27 protein-coding genes are annotated in these 24,139 nt (G+C 68.8%); 5 read left to right on the top strand and 22 right to left on the bottom strand.

Annotated elements, in window-relative coordinates; translation table 11 throughout:
* Positions 1 to 67: 67 nt before the first annotated feature.
* From ACOZ4O_RS09305 to ACOZ4O_RS09265, 9 genes are all read right to left on the bottom strand, one after another.
* Positions 68 to 778 (bottom strand): ABC transporter ATP-binding protein, encoded by a 711-nt coding sequence (locus ACOZ4O_RS09305; protein ID WP_424525034.1) that lies wholly within the window; start codon positions 776 to 778, stop codon positions 68 to 70.
* Positions 775 to 1,569 carry an ABC transporter ATP-binding protein gene (locus tag ACOZ4O_RS09300; RefSeq protein ID WP_424525033.1) on the bottom strand — a complete coding sequence of 265 codons (795 nt, stop codon included), beginning with the start codon at positions 1,567 to 1,569 and terminating at the stop codon, positions 775 to 777. Before ACOZ4O_RS09300 ends, ACOZ4O_RS09305 begins: the two co-directional genes overlap by 4 nt.
* Positions 1,553 to 2,956 carry a branched-chain amino acid ABC transporter permease gene (locus ACOZ4O_RS09295; RefSeq protein WP_424525032.1) on the bottom strand — a complete coding sequence of 468 codons (1,404 nt, stop codon included), beginning with the start codon at positions 2,954 to 2,956 and terminating at the stop codon, positions 1,553 to 1,555. The genes ACOZ4O_RS09300 and ACOZ4O_RS09295 overlap by 17 nt, the downstream gene beginning before the upstream one ends.
* Positions 2,956 to 4,158, bottom strand: coding sequence for a branched-chain amino acid ABC transporter permease (locus tag ACOZ4O_RS09290; protein ID WP_424525031.1), 1,203 nt, complete (start codon positions 4,156 to 4,158; stop codon positions 2,956 to 2,958). The genes ACOZ4O_RS09295 and ACOZ4O_RS09290 overlap by 1 nt, the downstream gene beginning before the upstream one ends.
* 37 nt (positions 4,159 to 4,195) lie before the next feature.
* A complete protein-coding gene (locus ACOZ4O_RS09285; RefSeq protein ID WP_424525030.1) occupies positions 4,196 to 5,314 on the bottom strand; it encodes an MFS transporter in 1,119 nt (372 codons plus the stop codon).
* Entirely contained in the window at positions 5,311 to 7,011 is a 1,701-nt protein-coding gene (locus tag ACOZ4O_RS09280; RefSeq protein WP_424525029.1) for a hydantoinase B/oxoprolinase family protein, read from the bottom strand. Before ACOZ4O_RS09280 ends, ACOZ4O_RS09285 begins: the two co-directional genes overlap by 4 nt.
* Positions 7,011 to 9,065 (bottom strand): hydantoinase/oxoprolinase family protein, encoded by a 2,055-nt coding sequence (locus ACOZ4O_RS09275; RefSeq protein WP_424525028.1) that lies wholly within the window; start codon positions 9,063 to 9,065, stop codon positions 7,011 to 7,013. Before ACOZ4O_RS09275 ends, ACOZ4O_RS09280 begins: the two co-directional genes overlap by 1 nt.
* 78 nt (positions 9,066 to 9,143) lie before the next feature.
* Positions 9,144 to 10,424 (bottom strand): ABC transporter substrate-binding protein, encoded by a 1,281-nt coding sequence (locus ACOZ4O_RS09270; protein WP_424525027.1) that lies wholly within the window; start codon positions 10,422 to 10,424, stop codon positions 9,144 to 9,146.
* A 154-nt stretch (positions 10,425 to 10,578) separates the two neighbouring features.
* Positions 10,579 to 11,118, bottom strand: coding sequence for a ribbon-helix-helix protein, CopG family (locus tag ACOZ4O_RS09265; RefSeq protein WP_424525026.1), 540 nt, complete (start codon positions 11,116 to 11,118; stop codon positions 10,579 to 10,581).
* A 116-nt stretch (positions 11,119 to 11,234) separates the two neighbouring features.
* Here ACOZ4O_RS09265 and ACOZ4O_RS09260 point away from each other — a divergent pair, with 116 nt between their 5' ends.
* The 3 genes from ACOZ4O_RS09260 to ACOZ4O_RS09250 all read left to right on the top strand — a co-directional run bounded on the left by ACOZ4O_RS09260 (position 11,235) and on the right by ACOZ4O_RS09250 (position 13,255).
* Positions 11,235 to 12,008: a hypothetical protein gene (locus ACOZ4O_RS09260; RefSeq protein ID WP_424525025.1), complete on the top strand. Its 774-nt coding sequence runs from the start codon at positions 11,235 to 11,237 to the stop codon at positions 12,006 to 12,008.
* A gap of 81 nt (positions 12,009 to 12,089) precedes the next feature.
* Complete coding sequence (locus tag ACOZ4O_RS09255; protein ID WP_424525024.1) at positions 12,090 to 12,563, top strand: DUF7384 family protein; 474 nt, start codon at positions 12,090 to 12,092, stop codon at positions 12,561 to 12,563.
* Between the two features lie 374 nt (positions 12,564 to 12,937).
* On the top strand, positions 12,938 to 13,255 hold the full coding sequence (locus ACOZ4O_RS09250; protein WP_424525023.1) for a hypothetical protein: 318 nt from the start codon (positions 12,938 to 12,940) through the stop codon (positions 13,253 to 13,255).
* Positions 13,256 to 13,277: 22 nt separating this feature from the next.
* Here the strand turns inward: ACOZ4O_RS09250 and rdgB are convergent, their stop codons facing one another.
* The 10 genes from rdgB to ACOZ4O_RS09200 are packed head-to-tail and all read right to left on the bottom strand — an operon-like array spanning position 13,278 to position 19,199.
* Positions 13,278 to 13,817, bottom strand: coding sequence for an RdgB/HAM1 family non-canonical purine NTP pyrophosphatase (gene rdgB, locus ACOZ4O_RS09245; RefSeq protein ID WP_424525022.1), 540 nt, complete (start codon positions 13,815 to 13,817; stop codon positions 13,278 to 13,280).
* 37 nt (positions 13,818 to 13,854) lie between these two features.
* Entirely contained in the window at positions 13,855 to 14,127 is a 273-nt protein-coding gene (locus ACOZ4O_RS09240) for a DUF5808 domain-containing protein (RefSeq protein ID WP_424525021.1), read from the bottom strand.
* Positions 14,128 to 14,155: 28 nt separating this feature from the next.
* Entirely contained in the window at positions 14,156 to 15,763 is a 1,608-nt protein-coding gene (locus ACOZ4O_RS09235) for a bifunctional N(6)-L-threonylcarbamoyladenine synthase/serine/threonine protein kinase (RefSeq protein WP_424525020.1), read from the bottom strand.
* Between the two features lie 15 nt (positions 15,764 to 15,778).
* On the bottom strand, positions 15,779 to 15,910 hold the full coding sequence (locus ACOZ4O_RS09230; protein WP_424525019.1) for a 30S ribosomal protein S27ae: 132 nt from the start codon (positions 15,908 to 15,910) through the stop codon (positions 15,779 to 15,781).
* The gene (locus ACOZ4O_RS09225; protein WP_424525018.1) at positions 15,910 to 16,236 is read right to left on the bottom strand and encodes a 30S ribosomal protein S24e; all 327 of its coding nucleotides are present in this window, start codon (positions 16,234 to 16,236) and stop codon (positions 15,910 to 15,912) included. Before ACOZ4O_RS09225 ends, ACOZ4O_RS09230 begins: the two co-directional genes overlap by 1 nt.
* Positions 16,237 to 16,288: 52 nt before the next feature.
* The gene (locus tag ACOZ4O_RS09220; RefSeq protein WP_424525017.1) at positions 16,289 to 16,825 is read right to left on the bottom strand and encodes a GTP-dependent dephospho-CoA kinase family protein; all 537 of its coding nucleotides are present in this window, start codon (positions 16,823 to 16,825) and stop codon (positions 16,289 to 16,291) included.
* Positions 16,825 to 17,022 carry a transcription elongation factor subunit Spt4 gene (gene spt4, locus ACOZ4O_RS09215; RefSeq protein WP_330990493.1) on the bottom strand — a complete coding sequence of 66 codons (198 nt, stop codon included), beginning with the start codon at positions 17,020 to 17,022 and terminating at the stop codon, positions 16,825 to 16,827. Before spt4 ends, ACOZ4O_RS09220 begins: the two co-directional genes overlap by 1 nt.
* Positions 17,023 to 17,583, bottom strand: coding sequence for a DNA-directed RNA polymerase (locus ACOZ4O_RS09210; protein WP_424525016.1), 561 nt, complete (start codon positions 17,581 to 17,583; stop codon positions 17,023 to 17,025).
* Positions 17,584 to 17,964, bottom strand: a complete 381-nt coding sequence (locus ACOZ4O_RS09205) for a twitching motility protein PilT (protein ID WP_424525015.1) — start codon at positions 17,962 to 17,964, stop codon at positions 17,584 to 17,586.
* A complete protein-coding gene (locus tag ACOZ4O_RS09200; protein WP_424525014.1) occupies positions 17,961 to 19,199 on the bottom strand; it encodes a translation initiation factor IF-2 subunit gamma in 1,239 nt (412 codons plus the stop codon). The genes ACOZ4O_RS09205 and ACOZ4O_RS09200 overlap by 4 nt, the downstream gene beginning before the upstream one ends.
* A gap of 100 nt (positions 19,200 to 19,299) precedes the next feature.
* Between ACOZ4O_RS09200 and ACOZ4O_RS09195 the strand changes: the two genes are divergently transcribed.
* Together ACOZ4O_RS09195 and ACOZ4O_RS09190 are read left to right on the top strand one after the other, a co-directional pair.
* Positions 19,300 to 20,313 (top strand): lysylphosphatidylglycerol synthase transmembrane domain-containing protein, encoded by a 1,014-nt coding sequence (locus ACOZ4O_RS09195; RefSeq protein ID WP_424525013.1) that lies wholly within the window; start codon positions 19,300 to 19,302, stop codon positions 20,311 to 20,313.
* A gap of 30 nt (positions 20,314 to 20,343) precedes the next feature.
* A complete protein-coding gene (locus tag ACOZ4O_RS09190) occupies positions 20,344 to 21,315 on the top strand; it encodes a DUF5787 family protein (protein WP_424525012.1) in 972 nt (323 codons plus the stop codon).
* A gap of 34 nt (positions 21,316 to 21,349) precedes the next feature.
* Here the strand turns inward: ACOZ4O_RS09190 and ACOZ4O_RS09185 are convergent, their stop codons facing one another.
* From ACOZ4O_RS09185 to ACOZ4O_RS09175, 3 genes are read right to left on the bottom strand one after another with little or no spacing between them, the layout of a single operon-like run.
* Positions 21,350 to 21,907, bottom strand: a complete 558-nt coding sequence (locus tag ACOZ4O_RS09185) for a GNAT family N-acetyltransferase (RefSeq protein ID WP_424525011.1) — start codon at positions 21,905 to 21,907, stop codon at positions 21,350 to 21,352.
* A gap of 31 nt (positions 21,908 to 21,938) precedes the next feature.
* On the bottom strand, positions 21,939 to 22,763 hold the full coding sequence (locus ACOZ4O_RS09180) for an MBL fold metallo-hydrolase (protein WP_424525010.1): 825 nt from the start codon (positions 22,761 to 22,763) through the stop codon (positions 21,939 to 21,941).
* Positions 22,764 to 24,104 (bottom strand): ATP-binding protein, encoded by a 1,341-nt coding sequence (locus ACOZ4O_RS09175; RefSeq protein WP_424525009.1) that lies wholly within the window; start codon positions 24,102 to 24,104, stop codon positions 22,764 to 22,766. It abuts the gene before it with no gap.
* Positions 24,105 to 24,139: the final 35 nt, after the last annotated feature.

The following is a 24,139-nucleotide window of genomic DNA, read 5'->3' as shown; positions in this document are numbered from 1 at the left end:
GCCTGCGTCTAACGTCGGACAAAACGCGTGCGGCGACGATTCGCGGAAATCAAAGGCGTGGTCGGGGTTAGCCGCCGAGGAAGCGCTGGCGGACTTCGGGGTCGTCGAGGAGGTCGCGTCCGGGGCCGTCGTAGGCGTTTTCGCCGTTGACGAGGACGTACCCGCGGTCGCAGCGGCGGAGGGCGGCTTTGGCGTTCTGTTCGACCATGAGGATGGCTGTGCCTGCGTCGTTGATGTCGTCGATGCGGTCGAACATCTCGTCGACGAGGTCGGGCGCGAGGCCCGCGGATGGCTCGTCGAGGAGGAGGAGGTCGGGGTCGGCCATGAGCGCGCAGCCCATGGCGAGCATCTGGCGTTGCCCGCCGGACATGGTGCCGGCGCGTTGCTGTTGGCGTTCTTCGAGGATCGGGAAGTGCTCGAAGACCTCGGCGAGGACGTCCTCGGGGACGGTGTCTTCGACGTAGACGCCCATTTCGAGGTTCTCGCGGACGGTGAGGCTCGTGAAGATGTTGTCGGACTGGGGGACGTAGGTGATGCCGCGGTCGATGAGTGCGGCGGTGTTCGCGGTGTGCACGTCGTCGCCCCGGAACCGAATCGTGCCGCCCATGTGAGTGGTGAGGCCGAACACGGACTTCATCGCCGTGGACTTCCCCGCGCCGTTCGGGCCGACGATGGTGACGTACTCGCCGTCGTCGACGTGGATGTCCACGTCGGAGAGTACCTGGAGGTCGCCGTAGCCCGCGTCGAGCTCGGTGATTTCGAGAAGCGGACTCGTCATTCGCCGTCACCTCCGTCGTCGGCGTCGCCGCCGAGGTAGGCGTCGATGACGCGGTCGTCGGACCGAACGTCCTCGGGGTCGCCGGCGGTGAGCACGCGGCCCTGATGCATGACGATGACTTCCTGGCAGTGTTCCATGATGACGTCGATGTCGTGTTCGATGAAGAGGAAGGAGTACCCCTCCGATTCGAGGTCTTGGAGGTGGTCGAGGATGCGGTTCTCCAGCGTGGGGTTGACGCCGGCGAGCGGTTCGTCGAGCAACACGAGGTCGGGGTCGGTGAGGAGCGCGCGGGCGAGTTCGAGGAGTTTGCGCTGCCCGCCGGAGAGCTCGCCCGCGGGCGTGTCGAGCACGTGGTCGATGTCGAAGCGCTCCGCCATCTCGACGGCGCGCTTCTGGGCGTTCCGTTCGTCCTGCTCGTAGCCGCTGCCGCGCGTCCACGTGTTCAGGAGGCTCTCGCCGCGCTGGTCGCGGGGCGCGAGCGCGAGGTTCTCCCGCACCGTCATCTCGGGGAGTTCGTGCGGAATCTGGAACGTCCGCACGAGCCCGCGGTCCGCGACCGTCGACGGCCGCATCCCCGTGATGTCGTTCCCCCTGAATTCGACGGTTCCCGCGTCGGGTGACAGGAAGCCCGTTATCACGTTGAACATCGTGGACTTCCCGGCGCCGTTCGGGCCGATGAGGCCCGTGATGCCTGGTTCGACGTCGAAGGACGCGCCGTCGAGCGCGGTGATGCCGCCGAAGCGCTTCTCAACGTCGTCGACGGAGAGAATCGGGTCAGTCACTTGACTCACCCCGTGGGCTGACGCCGGTGTCGTAGGTCTGCTCGCCGAGCAGTCCCTCCGAGCGGTAGTAGAGGATGACGATGAGGAGCGCGCCGATGAGCATCACGCGGAGCGCGGCGAGCTGGGTCGCGTACTCCGCGGGGAAGTAGTCGTCGAGGAACCGCGTGCCGGTGCGGAGCGTCCAGAACACGGCGGTTCCGAGAATCACGCCCTTGTTGTTCGCGGTGCCGCCGATGATGACCGCGGTGAAGGCGAAGAACGTGATTGAGGACGTGAACTGGCCGGGGTCGATGAAGCCGATGTGGGTCGCCCAGAGGCCGCCGGCGGCGGCGGCGAGCGCGGACCCGAACATCATGCTGTGAACCTTGTACTTGAAGGTCGGTTTCCCGAGCGCCTCGGGCACGTCCTCGTCCTCGCGGATGGAGCGGAGGACGCGGCCGTACGGACTGTTGACGGTGCGTTCGCACCACAGGTAGGCGAGCGCGACGAACGCGCCCGTGAGCAGGAGGATGAACCGACTGTAGGTGACCGCGCCGTTCGCGCCCGTCGTCGGGTCAAACAGCCAGACGAGGTTCACGACGACCGCGGCGGGGCTGTCGGTGACCGCGGGCATGACGAGGTACCAGAGCGCGAACACGAGCGCGGCGAACAGTGCGAGCGGCCGGCCGAACCCGCCCGCGACGCGGACGCCGCGGGAGACGGCGTACACGCCGGCCGCGATGACCGCCGCGCCGGCGGCGACGACCGCGCCGCCGCCGAGCGTCGTGACGCCGAACCCGACCACGGTCAGCACGACGCCCGCGACCGTGAACAGCGCGGCGTCACGCGAGACGGGGCGGACGTACCGCACGACCCGATACGCGACGTAGCCGAGCGCGAGCACGGACGGCAGGCCGAACACGACGAGGTTCACGGTGAAACTCCCGAGCGAGAGCGGGAACGCGCCGCCGAGCGGCTGGTAGACCTCGCGAACGCCGAACGGGCCGTTGAACAGCCATTCCTCGTCGTTCACGACCGAGTGCAGGATGGTCGCGACGCCGAGCGCGGTGATAGCGAGGTAGTCCTCGCGCAACCGCAACGTCGGCACGCCGACCAGGAGCGAGAGGAGGGCGGCGGCGGTCATCGCGACCGCGACGGCGAGCAGCCACCCGATGAAGCCGCCGAGCGGCAGGGCGGAGAGGAGTTCGGGGAGCGCGAACCCGCCGATTCCGGCGTAGTCGGCCGCGCCGGACGGCATCGCCACGACGACCGTGACGTACGCGCCGATCATGAAGTAGAGCACGTGCCCGAAGTCCACGAGGCCCGTGAAGCCGTACTTCACGTTCAGTCCGAGGCCGAACAGCGTGTAGACGCCGACCACGGTGAGGAGGCTGACGAGGAAGTCCGAGAGCGCCATCAGGCGTCACCCCACAGGCCCTCGGGTTTCACGAGGAGGACGACGACGAGGATGACGAACGCGATGGCGGTGCGGTAGGTCGCGAACTCCGTCGGCAGCAGGAAGACGCCGACGTCCATGCTGATGCCGATGAGCAGACCGCCGAGCGCCGCGCCGTACGGCGAGTCGATGCCGCCGACGATGACCGCGGCGAACACCGGCAACAGGAGCGAGAAGCCCATGTTGGGGTTAAGGCTGGACGAGTACCAGCCCAAGAGCGCGCCGGCGACGGCGGCGAGGACGGCGGCGAGCACCCAGACGACGAGCTGGACGCGGTCGATGTTGACGCCGCGGATGCGGGCGAGCGATTGGTCGTCGGCGGTCGCACGCATCGCGCGACCGGTCTTCGTGCGCTTGAGGACGTAGTTGATGCAGAACATGGTTGCGAGCATGACGGCGAGGATGAGGCCGTACTTCCGGCTGACGCCGACGCGCGTGCTGTACGCGGCGTCCGCGACGCCGAACGCGCCGCCGCGGAGCGCGAACGCGAGCGCGGCGGCGACGAGCGCGAATCCGGCGACACCCCAGATGCGGGGGTCGACGAAGTGGACCTCGTCGAACCCGGCGTCGCCGCGCCGCCATCGATAGACGGCGTAGCCCGCCGCGAAGGCGAGCGCGACGATGGCGACGAGCGCGGGCCACCCGTATCCCCACGCGTCGAGCGTCTGAATCGACCCCCGGACGCGCCGGGTGAGTTCGACAGCGAGGCCGTTCCCGGTGAGGTAGAGGTCGACGTTGAGGTTGACGCCGCTCGGCGTGTCGTACGTGACGTTCTTCGACCCGACGAGGAACAGCACGAGGTTCCTGAGTATCAGGGCGAGGCCGAGGGAGACGATGACCATCGTGATGAGGTCGGCGTCCTTCCCGCGGAACCGCCGGAAGACGGCGAACTCGTACGCGCTTCCGAAGACGCCCGCGGCGGCGATGCCGACGACGGCCGCGGCGGCGAACGGGAGCGCGACGAGGTTCGGGACGAGCGCGAGTTCGGCCGGGTTGTTGAGCGCGAGCACGAGGTACGCGCCGACGGTTATCATGTCGCCGTGCGCGAAGTTCGGGACGCCCGCGATGCTGTACACCAGTGAGAGGCCGAGCGCGCCGGCGGCGATGATGCCGCCGGTGACGAGGCCTTGCGCGAGCGCGTCGACGAGTCCGGCGCTCACCATGGCTGGCCTCCGTGAGTCGTGGAGCGTGTTGTCTGTGTCATCGTGTCTGTCTGGCTGCGAGTGACGCGGCGACGAGCAGGCCGGCGAGCACGCAGAACACCGCCGCGTACCCGCCGGTTCGCGCGCGAACGACGCCCGTGAGCGTGGGGAGGACGACGGCGGCGACGTTGCCCGCGGCGACGACGAACGCGAGCGCCGCGGTCTCCTGTGCGGTCGCGGCCGCCGCGAGGTTGTACACCGCGCCGAACGGCAGCGACACCGCTATCATCGCGACGAGCGGGCCGGCGAGCGCGACGAGGCGCGCGTCCACGAGCAGGCCGAGGAACGCGAGCGCGCCCACCAGCGTCGTGAGGGAGACGACTCGGGCGTCCGAGACGCCCCAGCGCGCGGAGACGACGCCGCCGACGGCGCGGCCGGCGGTCGCCGTGACGAGCACGACGGCGTTCAGCGGGCCGGTGACGCCGAGGTCGTCGAAGTACGACGTGATGAACGTCGAGAGCGTGATGTACGCGCCGATGGTGGCGACGTAGCAGAGCGCCGCGACGAGCACGACGCGGTTCGCGAGCACGGCCCGGAACCCCCCGGAGGCGGCCGTTCCTGCCGTGCGCGTGCCGTGGCGGTGCGGCCAGAGCATCGCGAGCGCGGGGAGCGCGAGCGGCGCGCCGAGCGCGTGCACGCCGAACCCGCCCGTCAGCGACACGACCGGTTCCGCGAGCAGGAAGCCGAACGCGCCGCCGAGCGTGAGCATCCCGCCGTAGACGCCCTGCTGGCGGGTGGCGGCGCGGCCCTCGTGGAGGCGCGCGACGTGCGTCGCGCCGATGCTGAGCAGCAGGCCGCCCGCGAGCCCCCAGAGCGCGCGCAGGACGAGCAGCGAGGCGAGAGACGGCGCGAAGTCCAGCGCGACCGCGAGCACGGCGTGCGCGACCACGAGGCCGACCAGGACTTGCGTGGTCGTCCAGCGCGACGCGAGACGGTCCGCGACCGCTTGCGCGAGCACGAACGAGAGCAGCGCGGCGCTCATCAGCAATCCGACGGTGGTGATGGTCGCGCCGTACCGCGCCGCGACGTACCCCGGGACGGCGGAGTACGTGAACGTCACGTACCCGACCGCGAACACCGCGACGTGCGGCGCGTACCGGAGGGAGCGCGGCGTCACTCACCGTCGCCCTCCGCGTGGTACTCGGCGGCGTAGTCGTCGGTTATCTTCCCGAGGCGGCGGTCGCGTTCGACGGCGTCCGGGTCGCGGTCCGATGGGTCGCCGTACCCGCCCGCGCCGGGCGTCCGGATGCTCACGAGCGTTCCCGGCGGGAGGTCGTGCACGGACTTCTGCGGGAGTTTCTCGCCCGCGTCGTCGTCCGTGTCGTCCGCGTCCGAGTCGAAGACGTACGCCGCGCCGGGTTCGCCGGGTTCGCCGCCGAGCAGACCGTAGGGCGCGTGCTGGTGGCGGTCCGCGAGCAGGCTGAACCGCGCCGTGTGCCCGCGGACTTCGATGTCGCGCCGGAGGCCGAGGCCGCCGCGGAACTCGCCCGCGCCGCCCGAGTCGGGGCGGTAGGCGTACCGCCGCACCCGGAGCGGGTAGGCGGTTTCGAGCACTTCCGCGGGCGTGTTCATCGTGTTGCTCATGTGGACGTGGACGCCGTCCATGCCGTCCTTGCCCTCGCGTGCGCCGAACCCGCCACCCTGTGTCTCGTAGAACGCGTACGGACTGTCGCTGCGCGGGTCGGTGCCGCCGAACGTGACGTTGTTCATCGTCCCCTGGCCCGCCGCCGTCACCCGTTCGGGGGCTTCGGTGGCGAACGCGCCGAGCACCACGTCGGTGACGCGCTGGCTGGTCTCAAGGTTCCCGCCGACGACCGCCGCCGGGGGTTCGGGGTTGACGATGCTTCCCTCGGGCGCGTCGATGGTGATTGGGCGATAGCAGCCGTGGTTCGGCGGGATGTCGGGGTCGGTCACGCACCGAATCGCGTAGTACGTCGCCGACGACGTGACCGCGAGCACGGCGTTCACCGGACCCTCGGTCTGCGGTGCGGTCCCCGAGAAGTCCACGGTGACCTCGTCCCCGGAGACGGTGACCGCCGCCTTCACGGGGAGGTCGGTGTTCCCGCGGCCGTCGTCGTCGAGCACGTCCTCGAAACTGTACGTGCCGTCGGGGAACGCCTCGATTTCGGCGCGCATCCGGCGTTCCGAGTAGTCCTTCACTTCACCGAACGCCTCCGCGAGGTCGTTCGCGCCGTGCTCCGCGACGAGTTCGTGCACGCGCTCTCTGGCCGTCTCGTTCGCGGCCTCCTGCGCGCGGATGTCGCCCCGGCGCTCGTCCGGCGTTCGGACGTTCGTCAGAATCATCTCCATCACGTCCTCGACGACCTCGCCGCCCGCGAACAGCTTCACGGGCGGAATCCGCAGGCCCTCCTGGTAGATTTCAGTGGAGTCCGCGGCCACCGACCCGGCGGTGCTTCCGCCCACGTCGGCGTGGTGCGCGCGGTTCGCCGCGTACGCCACGAGTTCGGGGTTCTCGCTCTCGGGGTCGGCGAATATCGGGGAGACCAAGGTGAGGTCGGGGAGGTGTGCGCCGCCCCGGAACGGATCGTTCAGGAGGACGGCGTCCCCGGGTTCGAGGTCGCCGCCGTACGCGTCCACCGCCGCGGCCACCGAGAACGGCATCGCGCCGAGGTGGACGGGCATGTTCTCCGCCTGGCTTATCATCTCGCCGTCCGCGTCGAACAGCGCGCACGAGCAGTCGCGGCGCTCCTTGATGTTCGGCGAGTAGCCGGTGCGGATGAGGTTCGCGTTCATCTCCTCCGCGATGGCGATACAGCCGTTCCGAATCACTTCCAGGGTGACCGAGTCGACCATCAGGCGTCACCTCCGGTCTCGACGATGAGGTTCGCGTCCGCGTCGACGGAGACGGTCTGGCCGGGATGGACGACCACGGTGGACTCGGGGCCTTCGACGACCGCCGGGCCGTCGAACGTCGCGTCCGTCGGCAGCCGCGTTCGGTCGTAAATCGTGGTGTCGTGAACCGTTCCGTCGTACGTCACGTCCCGGACCTCCCGAATCGCGTCCTCCACGCTCCCGTCCGTCCGGGGCGCGCTGAGGTCGGGCGTCTCCACGAGGCCGCGTGCCCGCAGGCGGAGCGTCACCAGTTCGACGGGTTCCTCGGGGTCGGCGTGGCCGTACCGGCGCTCGTGGCGCTCGTGGAACTCGCGTTCGACCGCAGCGAGCGCGTCCGCGTCGAGGTCGCCGTCGGGCAGCGGAACCGAAATCTCGAACGACTGGCCGACGTACCGAAGGTCGGCCGTGCGCTCGTACACCCGGTCCGACTCGGGGACTCCCTCGTTCGCGAGGCGGTCCGCGCCCTCCGCGTGGAGGTCGTCGAGGGCGTCCGCGATGGTGGCGGGCGTGACCTCGCTCCACTCGCGGACGCGGGAGACGCTGTAGTCGTAGAGCACGTCGCTGATGAGGAGGCCGAGCGCGGACAGCACGCCCGCGGTCCGCGGAACGATGACCTTCGGGATGTCGAGTTCCTCGGCGAGTCCGCACGCGTGCAGGGGGCCCGCGCCGCCGAACGCGACGAGCGCGAACTCACGGGGGTCGTAGCCGCGCTCGACGGAGACGACGCGGAGCGCGCGCGCCATGTTCGCGTTCGCGACGTCGAGCACGCCCTGCGCGGCCTCCGCGGCCCCCATGCCGAGTTCGTCGCCGAGTTCGGCCTCGAACGCGCGCTCCACGTCCGCGACCTCCACGTCGAGCTCGCCGGAGAGGAAGCGGTCGGGGTCCAGCCGTCCGAGGAGGAGGTGGGCGTCCGTTGTCGTCGGTTTCGTGCCGCCGCGGCCGTACGAGATGGGGCCGGGGTCCGCGCCCGCGGAGCGGGGGCCGACGCGGAGCGCGCCGCCGTTGTCCACCCACGCGATGGACCCGCCGCCGGAGCCGACGGTGTGGATGTCGATCATCGGGACGCCGACCGTGTAGTCCCCGACCTGTACGTCGGTGGAGACGAGCGGGTCGCCGCCCTCCACGAGGGATACGTCGCAGGACGTGCCGCCCATGTCCATCGTGATGACGTCCTCGACGCCCGCGCGCTCCGCGACGTACGTCGCGCCCTGCACGCCCCCGGCGGGCCCGGAGAGCAGGGTGTTGACGGGGCGGGTGCGGGCGGCGTCGGCGGTGATGAGGCCGCCGTTGGACTGCAGTATCTTCAGTTCCGCGCCGATGTCGTGGTCGCGGACGTGGCCTTCGAGGTTCCCGATGTAGTCGTCCATCACGGGTTTCAGCGCGGCGTTCAGCGACGTGGTGAGCGTGCGCTCGTACTCCCGAATCTCGGGGAGCACGTCGCTCGACAGCGAGAGCGACGCGTCGAGTTCCGCGTCGAGCAACTCGGCGACCCGGCGCTCGTGGCTGTCGTCCTCGAACGCGAACAACAGCGAGATGGCGACGGAGTCCACGCCGCGGTCGTCGAGGGTGCGCGCGAGGTCGCGGACCGCGTACTCGTCCAGGTCTTCGAGGACGCGTCCGCGCTCGTCGAGTCGCTCCGGCACCTCGAAGCGGCGGTCGCGCGGGACGATGGGCGCGGGTTTCTCCGCGTCGAAATCGTAGATGTCCGGCCGGTCCTGTCGGCCGATTTCGAGCACGTCCCGGAACCCTTCGGTGGTGACGAGCGCGGTGTCCGCCCACGTGCCTTCGAGGACTGCGTTCGTCGCCACCGTCGTGCCGTGACTGAGGAAGCCGACGTCGTCGAACGCGAACCCGGCGTTCTCCGCGCTCTTTTCGAGGCCGTTCACGACGCCCTTCTCGGGGTCGCTCGGCGTCGACGGCGTCTTCGTGACGTGGACCTCGCCGTCGCGGAGGCTGACGATGTCGGTGAAGGTGCCGCCGATGTCGACGCCGACCCGAACGTCGTCGTCGCTCACGGCTCCGCCCTCCCGTGCTGTGCGTGCGAGGCGACTATCGAATAGTGAGAGAGTGCGAACATGAAAACGGGGTGTGCGTTAGGTGAGGTCTTCCGCGGGGATGGTCTCTTGGTCGACGAACTCGCCGTCCTCGACCTGCACGATGACCATGTCGCTCGCCACGTCGCCGTTCGAATCGTAGTTCACGTTCCCGCTCGGTCCGCTGTAATCTATCTCGGTGTCGTCGTCGAGCAGGCTCACGCCGGACTCGAAGCCGTCGTACCCGACCGCCTCACCGGGCGGGGTGGCGACCGGGCGGAGCTGTTTCTTGACCTCGGGCGACTCCGGCGTGCCCGCGGCGTGCGCGGCGAGCGCCCACGAGATGAGCGCGTCGTAGGAGTTCCACGAGTACGGCGAGAACAACTGCGCGTCCGGATACGCGGAATTGTAGTCGCTCACGAAGTTCTCCGTCGCGCTCCCGCTCGGCGGTTTCGTGCGAACGCCGTACATCCCGTTCATCACGTCCGCGCCGACGTTGTTGATCACGTCGTCCGAGAGCAGGCTCGTGTGGAGGATCCAGTTCCCGCCGTAGCCCTCCTCCTCCCACTGGGAGAGAATCGTCGTCCCGGACTCGGGGTAGCCGGCGAACGCGACGAACTCGGGATCGTCCGCGAACAACTCGGAGAGGAGCTGCTGGTAGGAGGACTGCCCGGACTCGTACCCGACTTCGGCGGTGACCTCGCCGTCGAACGACGAGGAGAACACGTCCGCGAGCGCGGACCCGAAGTCGTTGTTGATGTAGAGGACGGCCGCCTTGCTGGCGTCGTTCTGCTCCGCGATCATCGCCATCACCTTCGCGACGAACCGGTCGTTCGTCCGAGTACGCCAGACGTAATCGTCGTCGTCGAGCGTGCTGATGACGGGCGACGAGGACGCGGGCGTGATGTGAACCGTCTCCTTCGGAATCGAGACGGACTGCGCGATACTGATGGTGACGCCGGACGACACCGCGCCGAACAGCGCGTTCACGCCCGTGGTGTCCACGAGTTTGTTCGCGGCGTTCACGCCCTCCGTCGAGGACGACGTGGAGTCCTCGAAGTGGAGTTCGAGTTCGCGGCCGAGCGGGCCGCCCGCGGCATTGATGTCCTCGCGCGCCATCCGGAGCGCGTTCTGCATCGGCGTGCCGAAGTCGCTGAGGTCCCCGCTGAACGGGATGACCGCGCCAACGTCGATGGTTCCGCTGCTGTTGTTCCCGCTGTTCTGGAGACTGTCGAGACAGCCCGCGAGTCCCGTCAGACCGGCGGCTCCGGCGGCGCCACCGAGACGCATTGCCCGGCGACGGGTCAGGCGGTCGGCGAACGAATCGTCGTCGTGTGCCATAGAGTACCACTGCCAAAGCACCCACTTAGTGGTACTTGTGAGGACTGCACACACCACGCACCGTTCGTGTGAACGGGTGCGAACCGAGTATGAGACGGTGCGAAGACAGTACGAAAACTGCTCGGACCGGCAGAGAAATGACCGTTCGTCCAGACTACTCCTCGACGAGCAGGACCTTCGCGACACCGGGATTGATCGTCACGTCGAACGGGAGCGGTTCGACGCTCCGCTCGATGAATCGCGTCATGAACCACCGGATATCCGCCGACGGGAAAACGATGTGGTAGGTGTTCTCCGTCGTCCGCCGAACCGTCAGAAACCCGCAGAGCGACAGCCACTCTAGGAGTTCGTCCAGCGAATCGAAGCGGTCCACGTACTCCTGCGCGTGATAATCCGAGACCTGGTCCGCGTCCGCGACGAACTCCGGCATCGGCTCCCCGTCCTCCTGAACGTGGTCGAGGAAACAGTGGAGGAAGTCGATGTCGAGCAGGACGTGCTCGCCCCCGGTGAGCATCTTGTAGTACTCCTCCAGTTTCTCCGAACTGTCCGTGCTCGCCGCCTCGTAGTTCGCGGCGTAGAACGTGAGCGCCCGCCGCACCAGTTCGCTCTGCGAACGGTCAGTCTTACTCGTAATCGTGTCGAGCGCCTCCCGGGCGTCCTCGTCGAGCGATACGGTCAACCGGTCTGAACTCATCGGTACGCCATACCACACCGAGGGGTTAAACTCCGTCGCTCACCCGAACACTCACGTACCCGGTCGGGAACAGCGGCCGTCGAACAGACTTAGGGTATGGGCGTCCTACAGCGAGTATGGACCGCCGAACGCTACTCGGGACGACCGCCGGCCTCGGTCTCGCGGGCCTCGCGGGCTGCTCGACGCTCGCGAAAGCCTCGGTCTCGCCGCCGGACGTACCCGCGGACGCGATGCAGAACGCGGGCTGGGAGCAGACCGATTCGAACCAACGCACGCTCATCGAGCAGTCGTACGGCCCGGTGACGTTCACCGCGAAGGGCTACACGACGACGTACACGGACAGCGCGCTGAACTCCCGGATACAGGACGCGACGCTCGGCCGGGTGTCGGGCCGACTCGCGCTGTTCTCCGCGACGCGCATCGACTTCAGTCCGGACGTCGCGGAGCTCCCGGGGGGCGTCGGCCGCGAGGAAGTGCTGAACGAAGTGGAGGCGAGCGCGCGCGAACAGTTCCGCGACCGCCTCACCGAGGCCGGACTGACGGACGTGCAGCGCGCCGGCACCGAGTGGTTCGACGTAGACACTGGGGAGTCCGCGAGCCTCACCAAGTACGAGGCCGCCTACGAGGTGCCGACGTTCGAGTTCCCCATCGAGAACGGCGACACCGTGACCATCGACGGCGGCACTCTTCCCGTTCGGGGCGACCTCGCGGTCTGGCACCACGGCGACTACGCGCTCGTCGCGGGCGGCGCGTGGGTCGACGAGAACTTCGCGCGCTCCGTGAGTCAGGACGTCTCCGAAGCGATCACCGTGTCGGTGGACGTGGACCTCGGCCTCGAACCCGAGACGTACCGAGAGGAAATCCACGGGTTCATGCGCCAGACGTCATGACGTGGCGGGAGCTGTTCGACGCCGCAGACCCGTACGCGGTCAGCGAGCCGGAGGTGCGCGCGGCGCTCGACGACCAGCGGGATGAGTGACGAGCCGGACCCCGCGACCGTCGTCGCGGACGCGGACGTGCTCGCCGCTGACCTGCTCTGTGGCGGCGCGGCGCGGGACGCGCTCGACCACGTGCGCGCGCACTCGTGGACGACGCTCGTCGTGAGCGACCCGCTGCTGGACGACGCCGAAGCGGTCATCACCGACCTCGCGGACGCCGACCTCGCGGACGCGTGGCGCGACCGAATCGGTGAACTCGGCGAGTTCGTCGAGCACCCCGAGGGCGACCATCCGGCGCTGGCGTGCGCGTACCACGGCGACGCCGCGCACCTCGTGACGTTCGACGACAGCCTCCGAACTGTGTCGGCGAACGCGTCGCTGAAGAAGTACGTGACGACGAGCGTGAAGTCCCCGGACGCGTTCGCCCGGCTGTTCGACCCCGAGCGACTCTACCCCGTCGTCGGGGACGGCGAGTACCCCGGCCCCGACCGCGACCCGCGGGCATAAGGCTACCACGGCGGCACATCGCGTCGGACGGGGAGCGTGCCGCCGGGTTTCGCGTCCTCCCCGTCCACGGGCGTTACTGCACGCCCGGTCTGGTCGCGGCTTCCCGTATGAATCCTCGGCAACCCCAGTTGGGGCGAAATAGCAAAACAGTCACGTATCTAAGTAGTCGAACATGCGGAGACGGCACCTTCTGTCCGCGACGCTCGGCGCACTCGGGCTCGCGGCCGGCTGTCTCAGCCGGGACCCGAATCCGACGGCGTGCGGGGAGCGATATCACCGCCTGGACGCGTTTTCGGGGGAGTTACGGGAGTCCGTGGCGGGAGTGGCGACTGACGACGAACAGCGATTCGCTGCAGTACGGCGACGAGGTACGAGTGACGCTGACTAACGAGAGCGCGCAGGAAGCGTACACGGGAATCGCGGCGAAGTACGACGTTCAGGAGCGGACCGAGGAGGGCTGGCGGTCGGTTCTCTGGATGGACGGGACGGTCGCGTTGACCGACCAGGCGCTCGTTCACGAACCGGGCGACGGCCTGACGTGGACGTTCACGGTCAGGGAGGAGACGATGGAGGGCGTCGAGGACGACTACCACATCTGCGACGGCGTTCGGCCGGGGCGCTACCGGTTCGCCTACTACGGCATTGGTGACGAGAGCGCCGCGATAACGACGCCGTTCGAAGTCGTCGCATAGCGGCGGGGTCTCGCGTCGCGTTTCAGTTCTCGGCGAGCCAGTCGGCGAGTTTGGCGAGCGCGCGGCCGCGGTGGCTGAGCGCGTTCTTCTTCTCGGTAGCCATCTCCGCGAACGTCTCGCCGTCGTGCTCGAAGATCGGGTCGTACCCGAACCCACCCGACCCGCGCGGCGCGACGACGGTTCCCGAAACCGCGCCGTCGAACGTCTCCACGGTGTCGCCATCGGCGTACGCGACCGTACAGCGGAAGGCGGCGCGGCGGTCGTCCAGCGATTGCGCGAGCGTCCAGACGCGGTCGATGCCGAGTGTGTCCTCAACGTAGGAAGAATACGGCCCGGGGAAGCCGTCGAGTTCCTCCACGAACATCCCGGCGTCGTCCACGATGACTGATTCGTCGCCGCCCGCGGCCTCGAACGCTTCCTCCGCGCCCGCGGCGGCGATGTCCGCGAGGCTGTCGCTCTGAATCTCCGTGTAGTCGTAGTCGAACTGCTCGACTGTCGTGATGTCAGCGAGGTACTCGCGGGCCTCCCGTACCTTCCCCGGGTTGGTCGTGACGAACTTCATACGCCTCCTGGACGGGCGGGGAGAAAAACGCCGTCGGTTACTCGTCCACGACGACCTCGACCGCCTCGTCCACGACGCCGTCCTCGCTCTCGTCGCCGGACTGCTGCTGGTAGAGGAGGACGCCGGCGACAGCGAGCACGACCCAGGACCGCCAGTTCGCGAGGTTCAGCGTGTACCCGATGCCGAACGGTTTCTCCACGAGCATCCCCTCGCCGGGCTGCCAGTACGCGGACAGGAGGTTGGAGAGCGACGGACGGTCGAAGTTGTACGGCACGCCGAACAGTTCGCCGGACGACGGTTTCTCAGACATACCACAGGATACGGAGAGGCGGACTAAATCAGTTTGGGGAGCGATAGCGGCCGCGGCCCAGAATCTCGTCGAGTTGGTCGAGAACGTCGGGGTCGCCGTGGTCGCGGTACGCGTCCTCCGTCGCGGCGAGGAGCGGGTCGGGGTCGGTGGCGGTGCCGGCGAGGCTCTGCTGGAACACGTGGACGTCCATCGCGTAGTCCTCCACGTCGTCCGTGTAGTACCCGAGGCCGAAGTCGATGAGATAGACACGGTCGCCGTCGGGAGTGGTCGCGACGCGCGCGTTCCGCGTGGTCGGGTCGCCGTGCACGAACCCGGCGTCGTGAATCGCGGCGAGGTGGCGCGCGGTCTCGCGAACGGTGTGCTCGGTGAGTGCGTCCCGGAGGTCGGCACGGCCGACGTGTTCGAGTTCGATGGTGCTCTCGGGCACGTCCACGTCGAACACGACGGGCGTGGGGACGCCGACGCGTCGCGCCTCGCTCGTCAGTCGGGCCTCCAGAACGGTTCGGTCGCGGCGGAGGCGAGCGTCGAGTGCGGCGTGCCGGTACGCTTTGGGCTGGCGGTGTTTCGTCACCGTGTCGCCGAGGGAGACGACGGCTTCCGCGCCCTGCACGTCCGCTGCGCCTGCTGGCTGGAGGACGCTCGTTTCGCGGTCGCGCCACGTGACGGGGACCTCGTCCGGTCGATAGTTCGAGTCCACCGCCGACTCCGCGATGGGAAGGGTGTCGCCGGCGTCGTACATTTTCGCGCCGAGCACGGCTATCATGCCGGCGTTGTCCCGGAGGAATCGGGGTCCGGGCGCGTAGAACTCCGCGCCGCGTTGCTCGCACATCGATTCGAGCATTCGGCGGAGGCGGGCGTTCTGGCCGACGCCGCCGCCGAGGACGAGTTCGTCGCGGCCGGTGAGGCCGAGCGCGCGCTCCGCGACCTCGGTGAGCATCCCGAACACGGTCTCTTCGAGGCCGCGGCAGACGTCGTCGACGGGCGTGCCGTCGTCCACCTCGTCCTTCGCCGCGGACATGATGCCGGAGAAGGAGAAGTCCATGCCCTTCACGACGTACGGGAGGTCGACGTACTCGCCCTGTTTCGCGTGTTCCTCGACTTTCGGGCCGCCGGGGTGGCTCCAGTCGAGGTGGCGCGTGAACTTATCGAGGGCGTTCCCGACGCCGGTGTCCATCGTCTCGCCGAGCACGCGGTATCGGCCGTTGTGGAAGCCGAGCACGTGCGCGTTCGCGCCCGAGGCGTTGAGGCAGACGGGCGCGTCGAACCCCGCGTAGTGCCGGCCGACTTCGAGGTGCGCGACCATGTGGTTCACGCCCACCAGCGGCACGTCGAGCGACTGCGCGAGCGACCGTGCGGCCGTCGCGACGATGCGGAGACACGGGCCGAGTCCGGGGCCGCGCGAGAACGCAACCGCGTCGATGGGGCCGTCGGCGGTGTCGAGCGCGTCCGCGACGACGCCGGGAATCGCGTCCCGCATATGTTCGGCGGCCTCGCGCGGATGAATACCGCCTTCCGCGGGCTGGTAGGCGTCCGAGTGAATCGTCACCGACCCGGCCGACGAGTCCTGCAGGTCGGTGGTCTCGTACACGGCCGCGCTCGCACACCACGCGGTTCCCTCGACGCCGAGAACGCGCATCGAAAACGAGTTACCTCAGTTCCACTCGGTGTACCCGCACTTCCCGCAGTGCTGGCGGTCACCGTGGTCCGCGAGGAACGTATCCCCGCAGCGGGGGCACTCTTCCTTCGTCAGCTCGCCGTCCTCGTAGTACTCGTTTCGCGCCATTACTCCTCACCCTCGGCTTCCGCGGCGTCCGCGCCGTCCTCGGACTCGGCGGAGATCTTGTTCCGGTCGAGCATGTAGTCCTGCTCGACGTCCACGGCCGACTCGGCGGAGTCGTACACTTTCGCGTACCCGACGGTCTTCCGCATCCCGAACTTCGTGTCGAGGCTGTGCACGACGACCTCGTCCGAGTTCTTGTCGAGCTGCGCCGCGAGACTGTCGCGAACGGAGAGACGGGAGGGAGACGCGTCCTCGTGAGTGATTTCGAACGAGACCTCGGTCCGGTGGAGCAGGGGGTTGTCGTCCTGCTCCAGAATGTCGATTTCCATGGTCAGTTGTCCCTCACTTGTCTCGGTTCGCTCAAAAGGATTTCGAAGCCCCCTACGAGTCCAGCAGCCGCCAGAACGCGTCCTCGGTCTCCAATAGTCCGAGAAGCTCCCGCACTTGCTCCTTGCGCTCGCTGTCCACGTTCACGAGCACCATTCCCTCGCCGGGCTGGCCGTACACCACGCTCGCGCCGACGGGCGCGGCGACGACGGCGGGGAGCGACGCGAGGTCCTCCTCGCCGTCGACGACGAGCAGCGTCGTCTCGTTGCGGCCGATGGCGGCGACGAGCGCCTCGACGAGGTCGTGAGAGAGCGTCCCCGGGTCGGACGCCGCGTGCACGTCCGTGTCCGCGTCCGGAAGCCCTTCGACGATTTCCTCGTCGACCGCCTCGCGCTCGGTCCGGCCGTCCACCACGGAGACGTGCGGCGTCGCTCCCGCGCGTTCGAGGTGATAGGTGACCACGTCGCCGACGGCGATAACGGGACTCCCGGCGTCCGCGAGCAAGGCCTGCGTGTCCGTGTAGATGCGGCCGAGCGGCTCTTTGAACTCCGCGCGCGCGGACTTCGGGAGTCGAGCGACCGTTCGGGGCACTATCGGACCTTGAGCGCGTACTCGCCCGCTTCCGTAACTTCCATCTTCTCAGCGATTTCGGACTGCTCGGGGTGCGTGATGACGACGTAGCCCGCCCAGTCCTCGGTGAGCGAGTTCGACCCGCAGTAGGGACACGTCTCCTCGTCCGGCTCCACGATGCGGTGGCAGTCGTGGCACGCCAGTCGGTTCGACGCCATCTACCGGCCCTCCTCTTCCTCGCGCTTCTCCTGCAGCCAGCCGTGCTTGCCCAGCCCGGGCTGCTTCGCCGTGAGCCCGATTTTGGACTCGCGGGGGTTGCGCTCGTCGATGCTCTTCGTGACGATGCGCGCCCGAACGGAGTCGCCGACGCCGAGCACCTGATTCGACTCGCGGGACGCGAGCTGCTGGTTCTCCTCGTCGTACGCGAGGTACTCGTCCGAAATCTGGCTGACGTGCAGCAGGCCGTCGACGGGCCCGATACCGACGAACGCGCCGAAGTTCACGACCTCGACGATTTCGCCGTCGATGACTTCCTGCATCTCGGGGTCGAACGCGAGCGCGTCGAACTCGGCCTCGTAGTAGACGCCCGGCCGGTTCGGGAGCACCGCGCCGTCGCCGATGTCGTGGACGTCGGTGACGGTGACGATGCTGCCGAGGTCCTCGTCCATCCGGCCCTCGAGTTTGTCCTGTAGGAGTCGTTTCACCAGGTCGGGCGTGACGTCCGCCAGGTGTTCTGGGGGAACTTCGATCGTGTCCGTGAGGCGTGCTCGCTTGTACATCTATGGTTGAGTGCGTGTGAGTTGATTCCGGCCCCGTAAATGAATTACTGGCACGCCCGCGTCCAGCAGGCGTTCCTTCAAGGGGGCGTCGTTCGTGACGACCGCGTCGACCGCGCCGGACTCGCCGAGCGCGTGGAGTGCGTCGTCCGCGTACGGTTCCGTCGTCGCTATCGTACTGCAGCGGGCCGCGAGGTCCGCGCCCACGCTGGCCGCCCGCCCCTCCTCGCCGCCCGACTCCGAGAGGGAGTCGAGTTCGGCGAGCACGGGTTCGGGGACGACCGCGTCGTACGTGCCGACGAGGCGGTCGAGTTCGTCGAACAGCCGAACGCCGGCTTCGACGGGCATCATCAGCGCGTTCGCGTCCACGGCCACTCGCGTCATCCGTCCAGCGTTCCGACGCCGATGAGCCGCCAGCGCGCGCCGACGCGGCGGTTGATGGCGATCTTCGAGCCCTCTTTCGCGCAGACGGGGCGTTTGAGTTGGACTTCGCATTCGCCGTCCCGGGCGCTCGTGACCGCGCCGACGGTGGTGGCGGTGCCGACGGTGAGCATCAGGGGTTCGCCCGTGTTGATGGGGTCAACCGTCTCGCCTTCCTCCGCGCCGACGAGGCGTTCGAGGAGTTCGACGCTCATCGTGAAGTCGTTCCAGACGGGCGGGAGCGCGTCGGGGTGGCCGGCGACCTGGCCGGCGAGCGCGTCGCCCTTCGTCAGCGAGGGGTCGAGACCGGTTCCGACGCCGAGGAGGCCGCCGGGGGTCGCCGCGTCCACCATCTCGCCGCCGGCCTGAATCGACCGGACTTCGGTGGTGATTGGGCGCCACTCGGTCTCGCCGCCCTCGTCCACTTCGCGGCCGGGCCGAATCTCGAAGTCGTCGCCCGCTTCGAGTTCTCCCTCGACGAGGCTGCCGCCGACGACGCCGCCCTGGAGGCCCTCCCAGGTGGTGCCGGGGCGGTTGATGTCGAAGGAGCGCGCGACGAACATCTCGGGGTCCGCGTCCGGGTCGCGCTCGGGCGTCGGAATCTCGCGCTCGATGGCGTCGATGACGAGGTCCGTGTTGATGTCCTGTTCGGCGCTCACAGGGACGATGGGCGCGTCCTCGGCGACGGTTCCCGAGACGAACTCCTGAATCTGTTCGTAGTTCTCGCGGGCCTGTTCGGCGTCCACGAGGTCGACCTTGTTCTGCGCGATGACGACGTTCTCGATGCCGATGATGTCGAGCGCCATCAGGTGCTCTTCCGTCTGCGGCTGCGGGACGGGTTCGTTCGCGGAGACGACGAGCACCGCGCCGTCCATCAGCGCCGCGCCGGAGAGCATCGTCGCCATCAGCGTCTCGTGCCCGGGCGCGTCGACGAACGAGACCGTGCGGAGAACGTCGGTCTCCACGTCGTGTTCGGGACAGGTCTCCTCGACGGTGAACGCCTCGGGTTCATCGCATTCGGGGCACTTGCGGAACGTCGCGTCCGCGTACCCGAGTCGGATGGAGATGCCGCGCTTCATCTCCTCGGAGTGCTGGTCGGTCCATTCGCCGGACAGCGAACGCACGAGCGTCGTTTTCCCGTGGTCGACGTGTCCGACGAGGCCGATGTTCACCTCCGGTTGTCGATTGTTTTGGGCCATTGAGTAATCTTGCGTGATTTTCGCCCCGAGCGCCTGATAAACCTACTGTTACAGTTCGACGCCCGTCAGCTACATCCCGCCGCCGTCCCCAGACGGGGGCGTGGACACTCCCGTCGAAACCAGGTCGGTGGTCGTCGGCTTCCTCGCGGGAGCCCTCGTCACCGCCCTCCTGCTGTGGGTCGTCGGCGTCGGAACAGTCCTCGACGCACTCTCTCGGACGCGCCCGCGCCGCCTCCTCCTCGTCGCGGCGGCCGCGGCGTGCTGGCTGGTCGCGTGGGCGCTCAGCCTCCGCACCGTCCTCCGCGTGCTCGGCCGGGACGTGAGCGTGCCGCGCGCGGTCGCGGTGTACGCCTCGACGGCGTTCGCGAACAACGTCACGCCGTTCGGGCAGGCCGGCGGCGAGCCGTTCAGCGCCTACCTCATCTCCCGAGAGACGGACGTGGAGTACGGCACGGGGTTCGCGGCGATTTCGAGCGTGGACGCCCTCCACTTCGTTCCCTCGCTCACCCTGGGCGTCGCGGGGTTCGGCTACCTCGCCGCGACCGCGACGCTCGGCGACCGACTCACGCTGGTCGCGGCGGCCGTCGCCGTCCTCGCGGTCGGCCTGCCCGTCCTCGTCTACCTCGCGTGGACGAATCGCGAGCGCGTCGAGCGCGGCGTCGCCCGCGCCGTCGCACCCGTCGCGCGCCTCGTCGGCCGCGTCGTCCCCCGAATCAGCACGCCGGACGCGGACGCGGTGGAGGCCCGGGTGGCGGAGTTCTTCGTCGCCATCGACCGCGTCGCCGCCGACCGCCGCGGCCTCCTGCTCGCCGTCGGGTTCTCCGCGCTCGGCTGGCTCGCGCTCGCCGCCTCGCTCTGGAGTTCGCTCTACGCGCTCGGCTACACGATACCGTTCGTCGTCGCGCTGGTCGCGATTCCCGTCGGCGACCTCGCCGCCGTCGTCCCAATCCCCGGCGGTCTCGGCGGGCTCGAAGCCCTGCTCGTACTCGTCGTCTCCACGCTCGCGCCCGTCCCCGCGGGCGTCGTCGCCGCGGCCGCGCTCGTCCACCGCGTCGCCACCTACCTCTTCCCGATGATACTCGGCGGCGCCGCGGCCGCCGTCATCGCCGACTAGCTTTTCCGCCGCGACGAGGTACGAGAGGGTATGCGCGAGTTCGCGTTCGAACTCCGGCTCTGCGCCCATCTCGAAGCACGCGAAGCGGTCGTGAGCCGGCAGCTCGGCGCGAGCGTTCACGGGACCGGAAACAGGATTCTGGACGTGGTGACGGTCGCGCCCGGCCCCGCCTTCGACGACCGCGTGGCGTTGACACCACATGAAATCCCGGCGGGCGTGCTGGACGCGGACGTGGGCGTCGGGCGGTGGCGGCGCGTCGCGAACGCGTTCGACGGGCCGCCGGAGCGCGCGCACCGGCTGGCCGAAGCTGGCGCTGACGCGGGCTTCCTCGAACTCGACCGGAAGAACGGACAGCGGGTCGTGCGGCAGGTCGCGCGCTACCCCGACGACTGGCACGGGCGACTCGTCGGTATCGAGAACAAGCCGGACCTCGGGACGCCCGGCGACCTCGACTTCCAACTGCGGCACGACGCCGCCCTCGCCCTCCTCGACGAAGTCGTGCTCGCGACGGAGTCCTACGTGACGCGCGCGCACCTGAACCGGATTCCGCCCGCCGTCGGGGTGTGGCGCGTGGACTTCGAGCGCGACGACCCCGTGGAAGTCGTGCGGGAGGCGACGCCGCTCGACCCCGACGCGCCGGGCGTCGAAATCCTGGATGAGCGCGGACTCGAAACGAGGGTCGAGTTCGTGTCTCCCGAGGAGAAGGCGGCGAAGCGGCGTCGGCTGGCGGAGCGCGCGTTCGGGAAGGGCTGGCGGACGTACGGCCTCCCGGCGTGCGCGGAGAGCCGACTCGGCCACGAGGCAGGTGTCGAGACGCTCCCGTACTGCGCGTTCAAGGACCGGCTGGTGGACGCCGCGAGCGAGTGCGGCGCGGACTGCCCCGGCTACGAACCGGGGGACGCGCCCGACGCCGACCTCGACGGGGAGCGCGCGGCGCGGACGGCGTGGACGCCCGACGCGGGCGAGAAGCGCACGCAGGCCGGCCTCGACAAGTGGGGGTGAACTGGATTACGCGGCCGTCCACGGCGTGGCTCGGCTACGCCGTTGGAGCCGCCCAGTCCGAGCGGAGCAGTCCGTAGACGTACATGTCGTGGTAGTCGCCGCGGTACCACGCGGCCTCCCGACGCGTCCCTTCCTGTTCGAATCCGAGTGATTCGAGGAGTCCGCTCGACGCGTCGTTGAACGCGCCCACGTCCGCTTCGAGTCGGCGGAGGTTGCGGTCCTCGAACGCGTATCGGACGAGTTCGCGCGCGGCGTCGCCCGCGTAGCCTTCGCCGTGGTGGGCGGGCGCGAACCAGTACGCGAGTTCGGCGGAGCGGGCGCGGGAGGTCTCCGACGGCCCGTACTTCGACGTCGTGAGTGAAAGGATTCCGAGCGGGTCGTCGCCGTCGCACGCGAGCACGTGTACGTCCGACTCGTTCGAGAGCACCGTCTCGAAGAACTCTGTCACCTGTTCGTCGTTCGTCGGGGTCACGTCGAGCGCGGGCCGCCACACGCGAGGGTCGTTCATAGCGCGCTTCACGAACGCGAGGTCGTCGCGTTCGGGCGGTCGGAGGGTCACGGCGTCGCCGCGGAGGAAGACGGGGCCGGGCATACGCGGACATCGATGCGCCGCGTGAAAAAATCTATATATCGAACGTTTCGCCGTCGATAGCGAGCGCGTCGTCGAACGCCTCGTCTTCCGGATAGAAGTGCGAAACGTGCACCAGGCGGGTCTCGTCCGCGTCGAGTTCGTCGGCGAGCGAGAGCGCGCCCTCCCGCGTCATGTGTTTCGTACCGAACGTCCGCGGAACCCCGTCGCCGTCCTCGTGCCGGCCGCCCATCGGGTGGTGGTCGCAGAGCGCGGCGGGGACGATCGCGTCCGCGAGCAGGAGGTCCGCGCCCCGCAGCGCGTCCCGAGACTTCGTCGGCACGTCGTAGCTCGTGTCACCCGTGAGCGAGAGTTTCGCGCCCGTCTCCGGGTCCTGCACGACCACGCCGTAACACACGAGCGGCGGGTGGTCGACGGGGACGAGCGTCACGTCCAACCCCGCCGCTCGGAACGTCTCACCGGGCGCGTGTCCGTGGACGGTGACTGGGTCGAGGTAGTCGTACTTCTCGCGGACGGTGCCCGCGACCGAGGTCCCCGTCTCGGGGTCGCGTTCGGTCGCCGCGTGCACGGGGAGGCTGTCGACGAGTCGGTACGCGTTCCCGAGGCCGTCGAGGTGGTCGAAGTGCACGTGGGTGATGACAACTTCGTTCGGGAGCGACACGTCCTGCGTGAGGAACTGGTGGCGGAAGTCCGGGCTCGCGTCGAGGAGGAGTGATTCGCCCGTGCGTTCGTTCTCGACGTGCACCGAAAACCGAGTTCGTTCGACGCCGCGCTCCCGTGCCGCCTGGCAGGTGTCGCAGTCACACCCCGGGGTGGGCGTGCCGGTCGTGTCGCCCGTCCCGAGGAGTGTGACGCGCATCTAGTGCGTGTGCACGTGGTCGTGTGCGTCCCCCGATTCGGTCGCGTCCTCGCTCCCGTCGGGGTCGTCGCCGTGCGTGAGCGCGTCCTCCAGGTTGTCGAGGTTGCGGAGGTGGTCGCGCTCCTCGAACTGTTCGACCGCGCCCAGCAAGTCCGCCTGGGTGAGCGTCGTCCGGTCCTCCGTCAGCGCGTCGAGCACGGCCTCGCGCATCACGAGGCGGAGGTCGCTCCCGGTGAGGCCGTCGGTCTTCGCCGCGATTTCGTCGGGGTCGAAGTCCTCGATTTCCATGTCGTGCGTGATGAGGCGGAGGATGTCCGCCCGCATCGGCTCCGAGGGGTTCGGGAACGCGAGAATCTCGTCGAACCGCCGCCACACCGCGGAATCCAGGTCGTCCGGGTGGTTCGTCGCACCGATGAGGAGGACTTCGTCCCGAATGAGACTGATCTCGTCGATACTCTTCAGGAGCGTGTTGACGGCGCGCTTGATGGCCGCGTGCTCGTCCGAACTCCGGGTTTTCGCGACGAAGTCGAACTCGTCGATGAAGAAGATGCAGGGCGAGAGCCGGCGCGCGACCTCGAACACCTTATCGACGTTCTTCGCCGTCTCACCGAGGTACTGGCTCGTTATCATCGAGAGTTTCACCTCGACGAACGGGAGGTCAAGGCTGTGCGCGAGCGCTTTCGCCGTGGAGGTCTTCCCCGTGCCGGGCGGGCCGACGAAGAGCAGTTTCCCGATCTCGTACAGGCCGACCTCGGCGAGGAAGTCGCGGTGCTCGATCGCCTTCCCGACCTTCCCGATTTCGGCCTCCTGCTCCGGCGTGAGCACGAGGTCGTCCATCGTCACGTCGATCTCCGAGGGCGCGCGGACTTCCACGAGGTCGAGCATCTCCTCGTCCTCCTCGTCGAAGAACTCGGCGAGCAGGCCGTCGATCCACTGCGGGTCCGCGCGCACGGGCCGGTTCTCCTCGCGTGCCGCCTCGTAGTCCACGCCCTCTCGGTCCTCGAACTCGTGTGCGAGCGCCGGGTTCCGGTTCAATCGGTCGGCGTCCGCCCGCTCGTCGTACCACTCGCGCGCCATGTCGTCGTTCACGAGGTTCAACCGCCCGCTGAACGTGTCGCGGTCGGTGAACATCAGTCCCGAAATCTCCTCCCACGGCTCGCTGATGCCCGTGGCCTCGCGAACGGTTTCCTCGTTCACCGTCGGGGAGTCCGGAACGCCGTCCTCGGCCCAGAACGCCTCCCGGAGGTGGGGTGGGAGGTCGTCCTCGTCGAGACTCGGCGTCCGCCCGTAGACGCGAGCGGTGAGGAGAACTTCGATGACGTCGAGCGCCCTTTCGCTCATCGCCTACCCTTGCCGTGCGACCCGCTTAAGACCGT

Origin of the sequence: Salarchaeum japonicum, from assembly GCF_049705945.1 — an archaeon.
GTDB classification, from domain to species: domain Archaea; phylum Halobacteriota; class Halobacteria; order Halobacteriales; family Halobacteriaceae; genus Salarchaeum; species Salarchaeum japonicum_A.
This window is presented reverse-complemented; position numbering and strand designations above follow the sequence as displayed.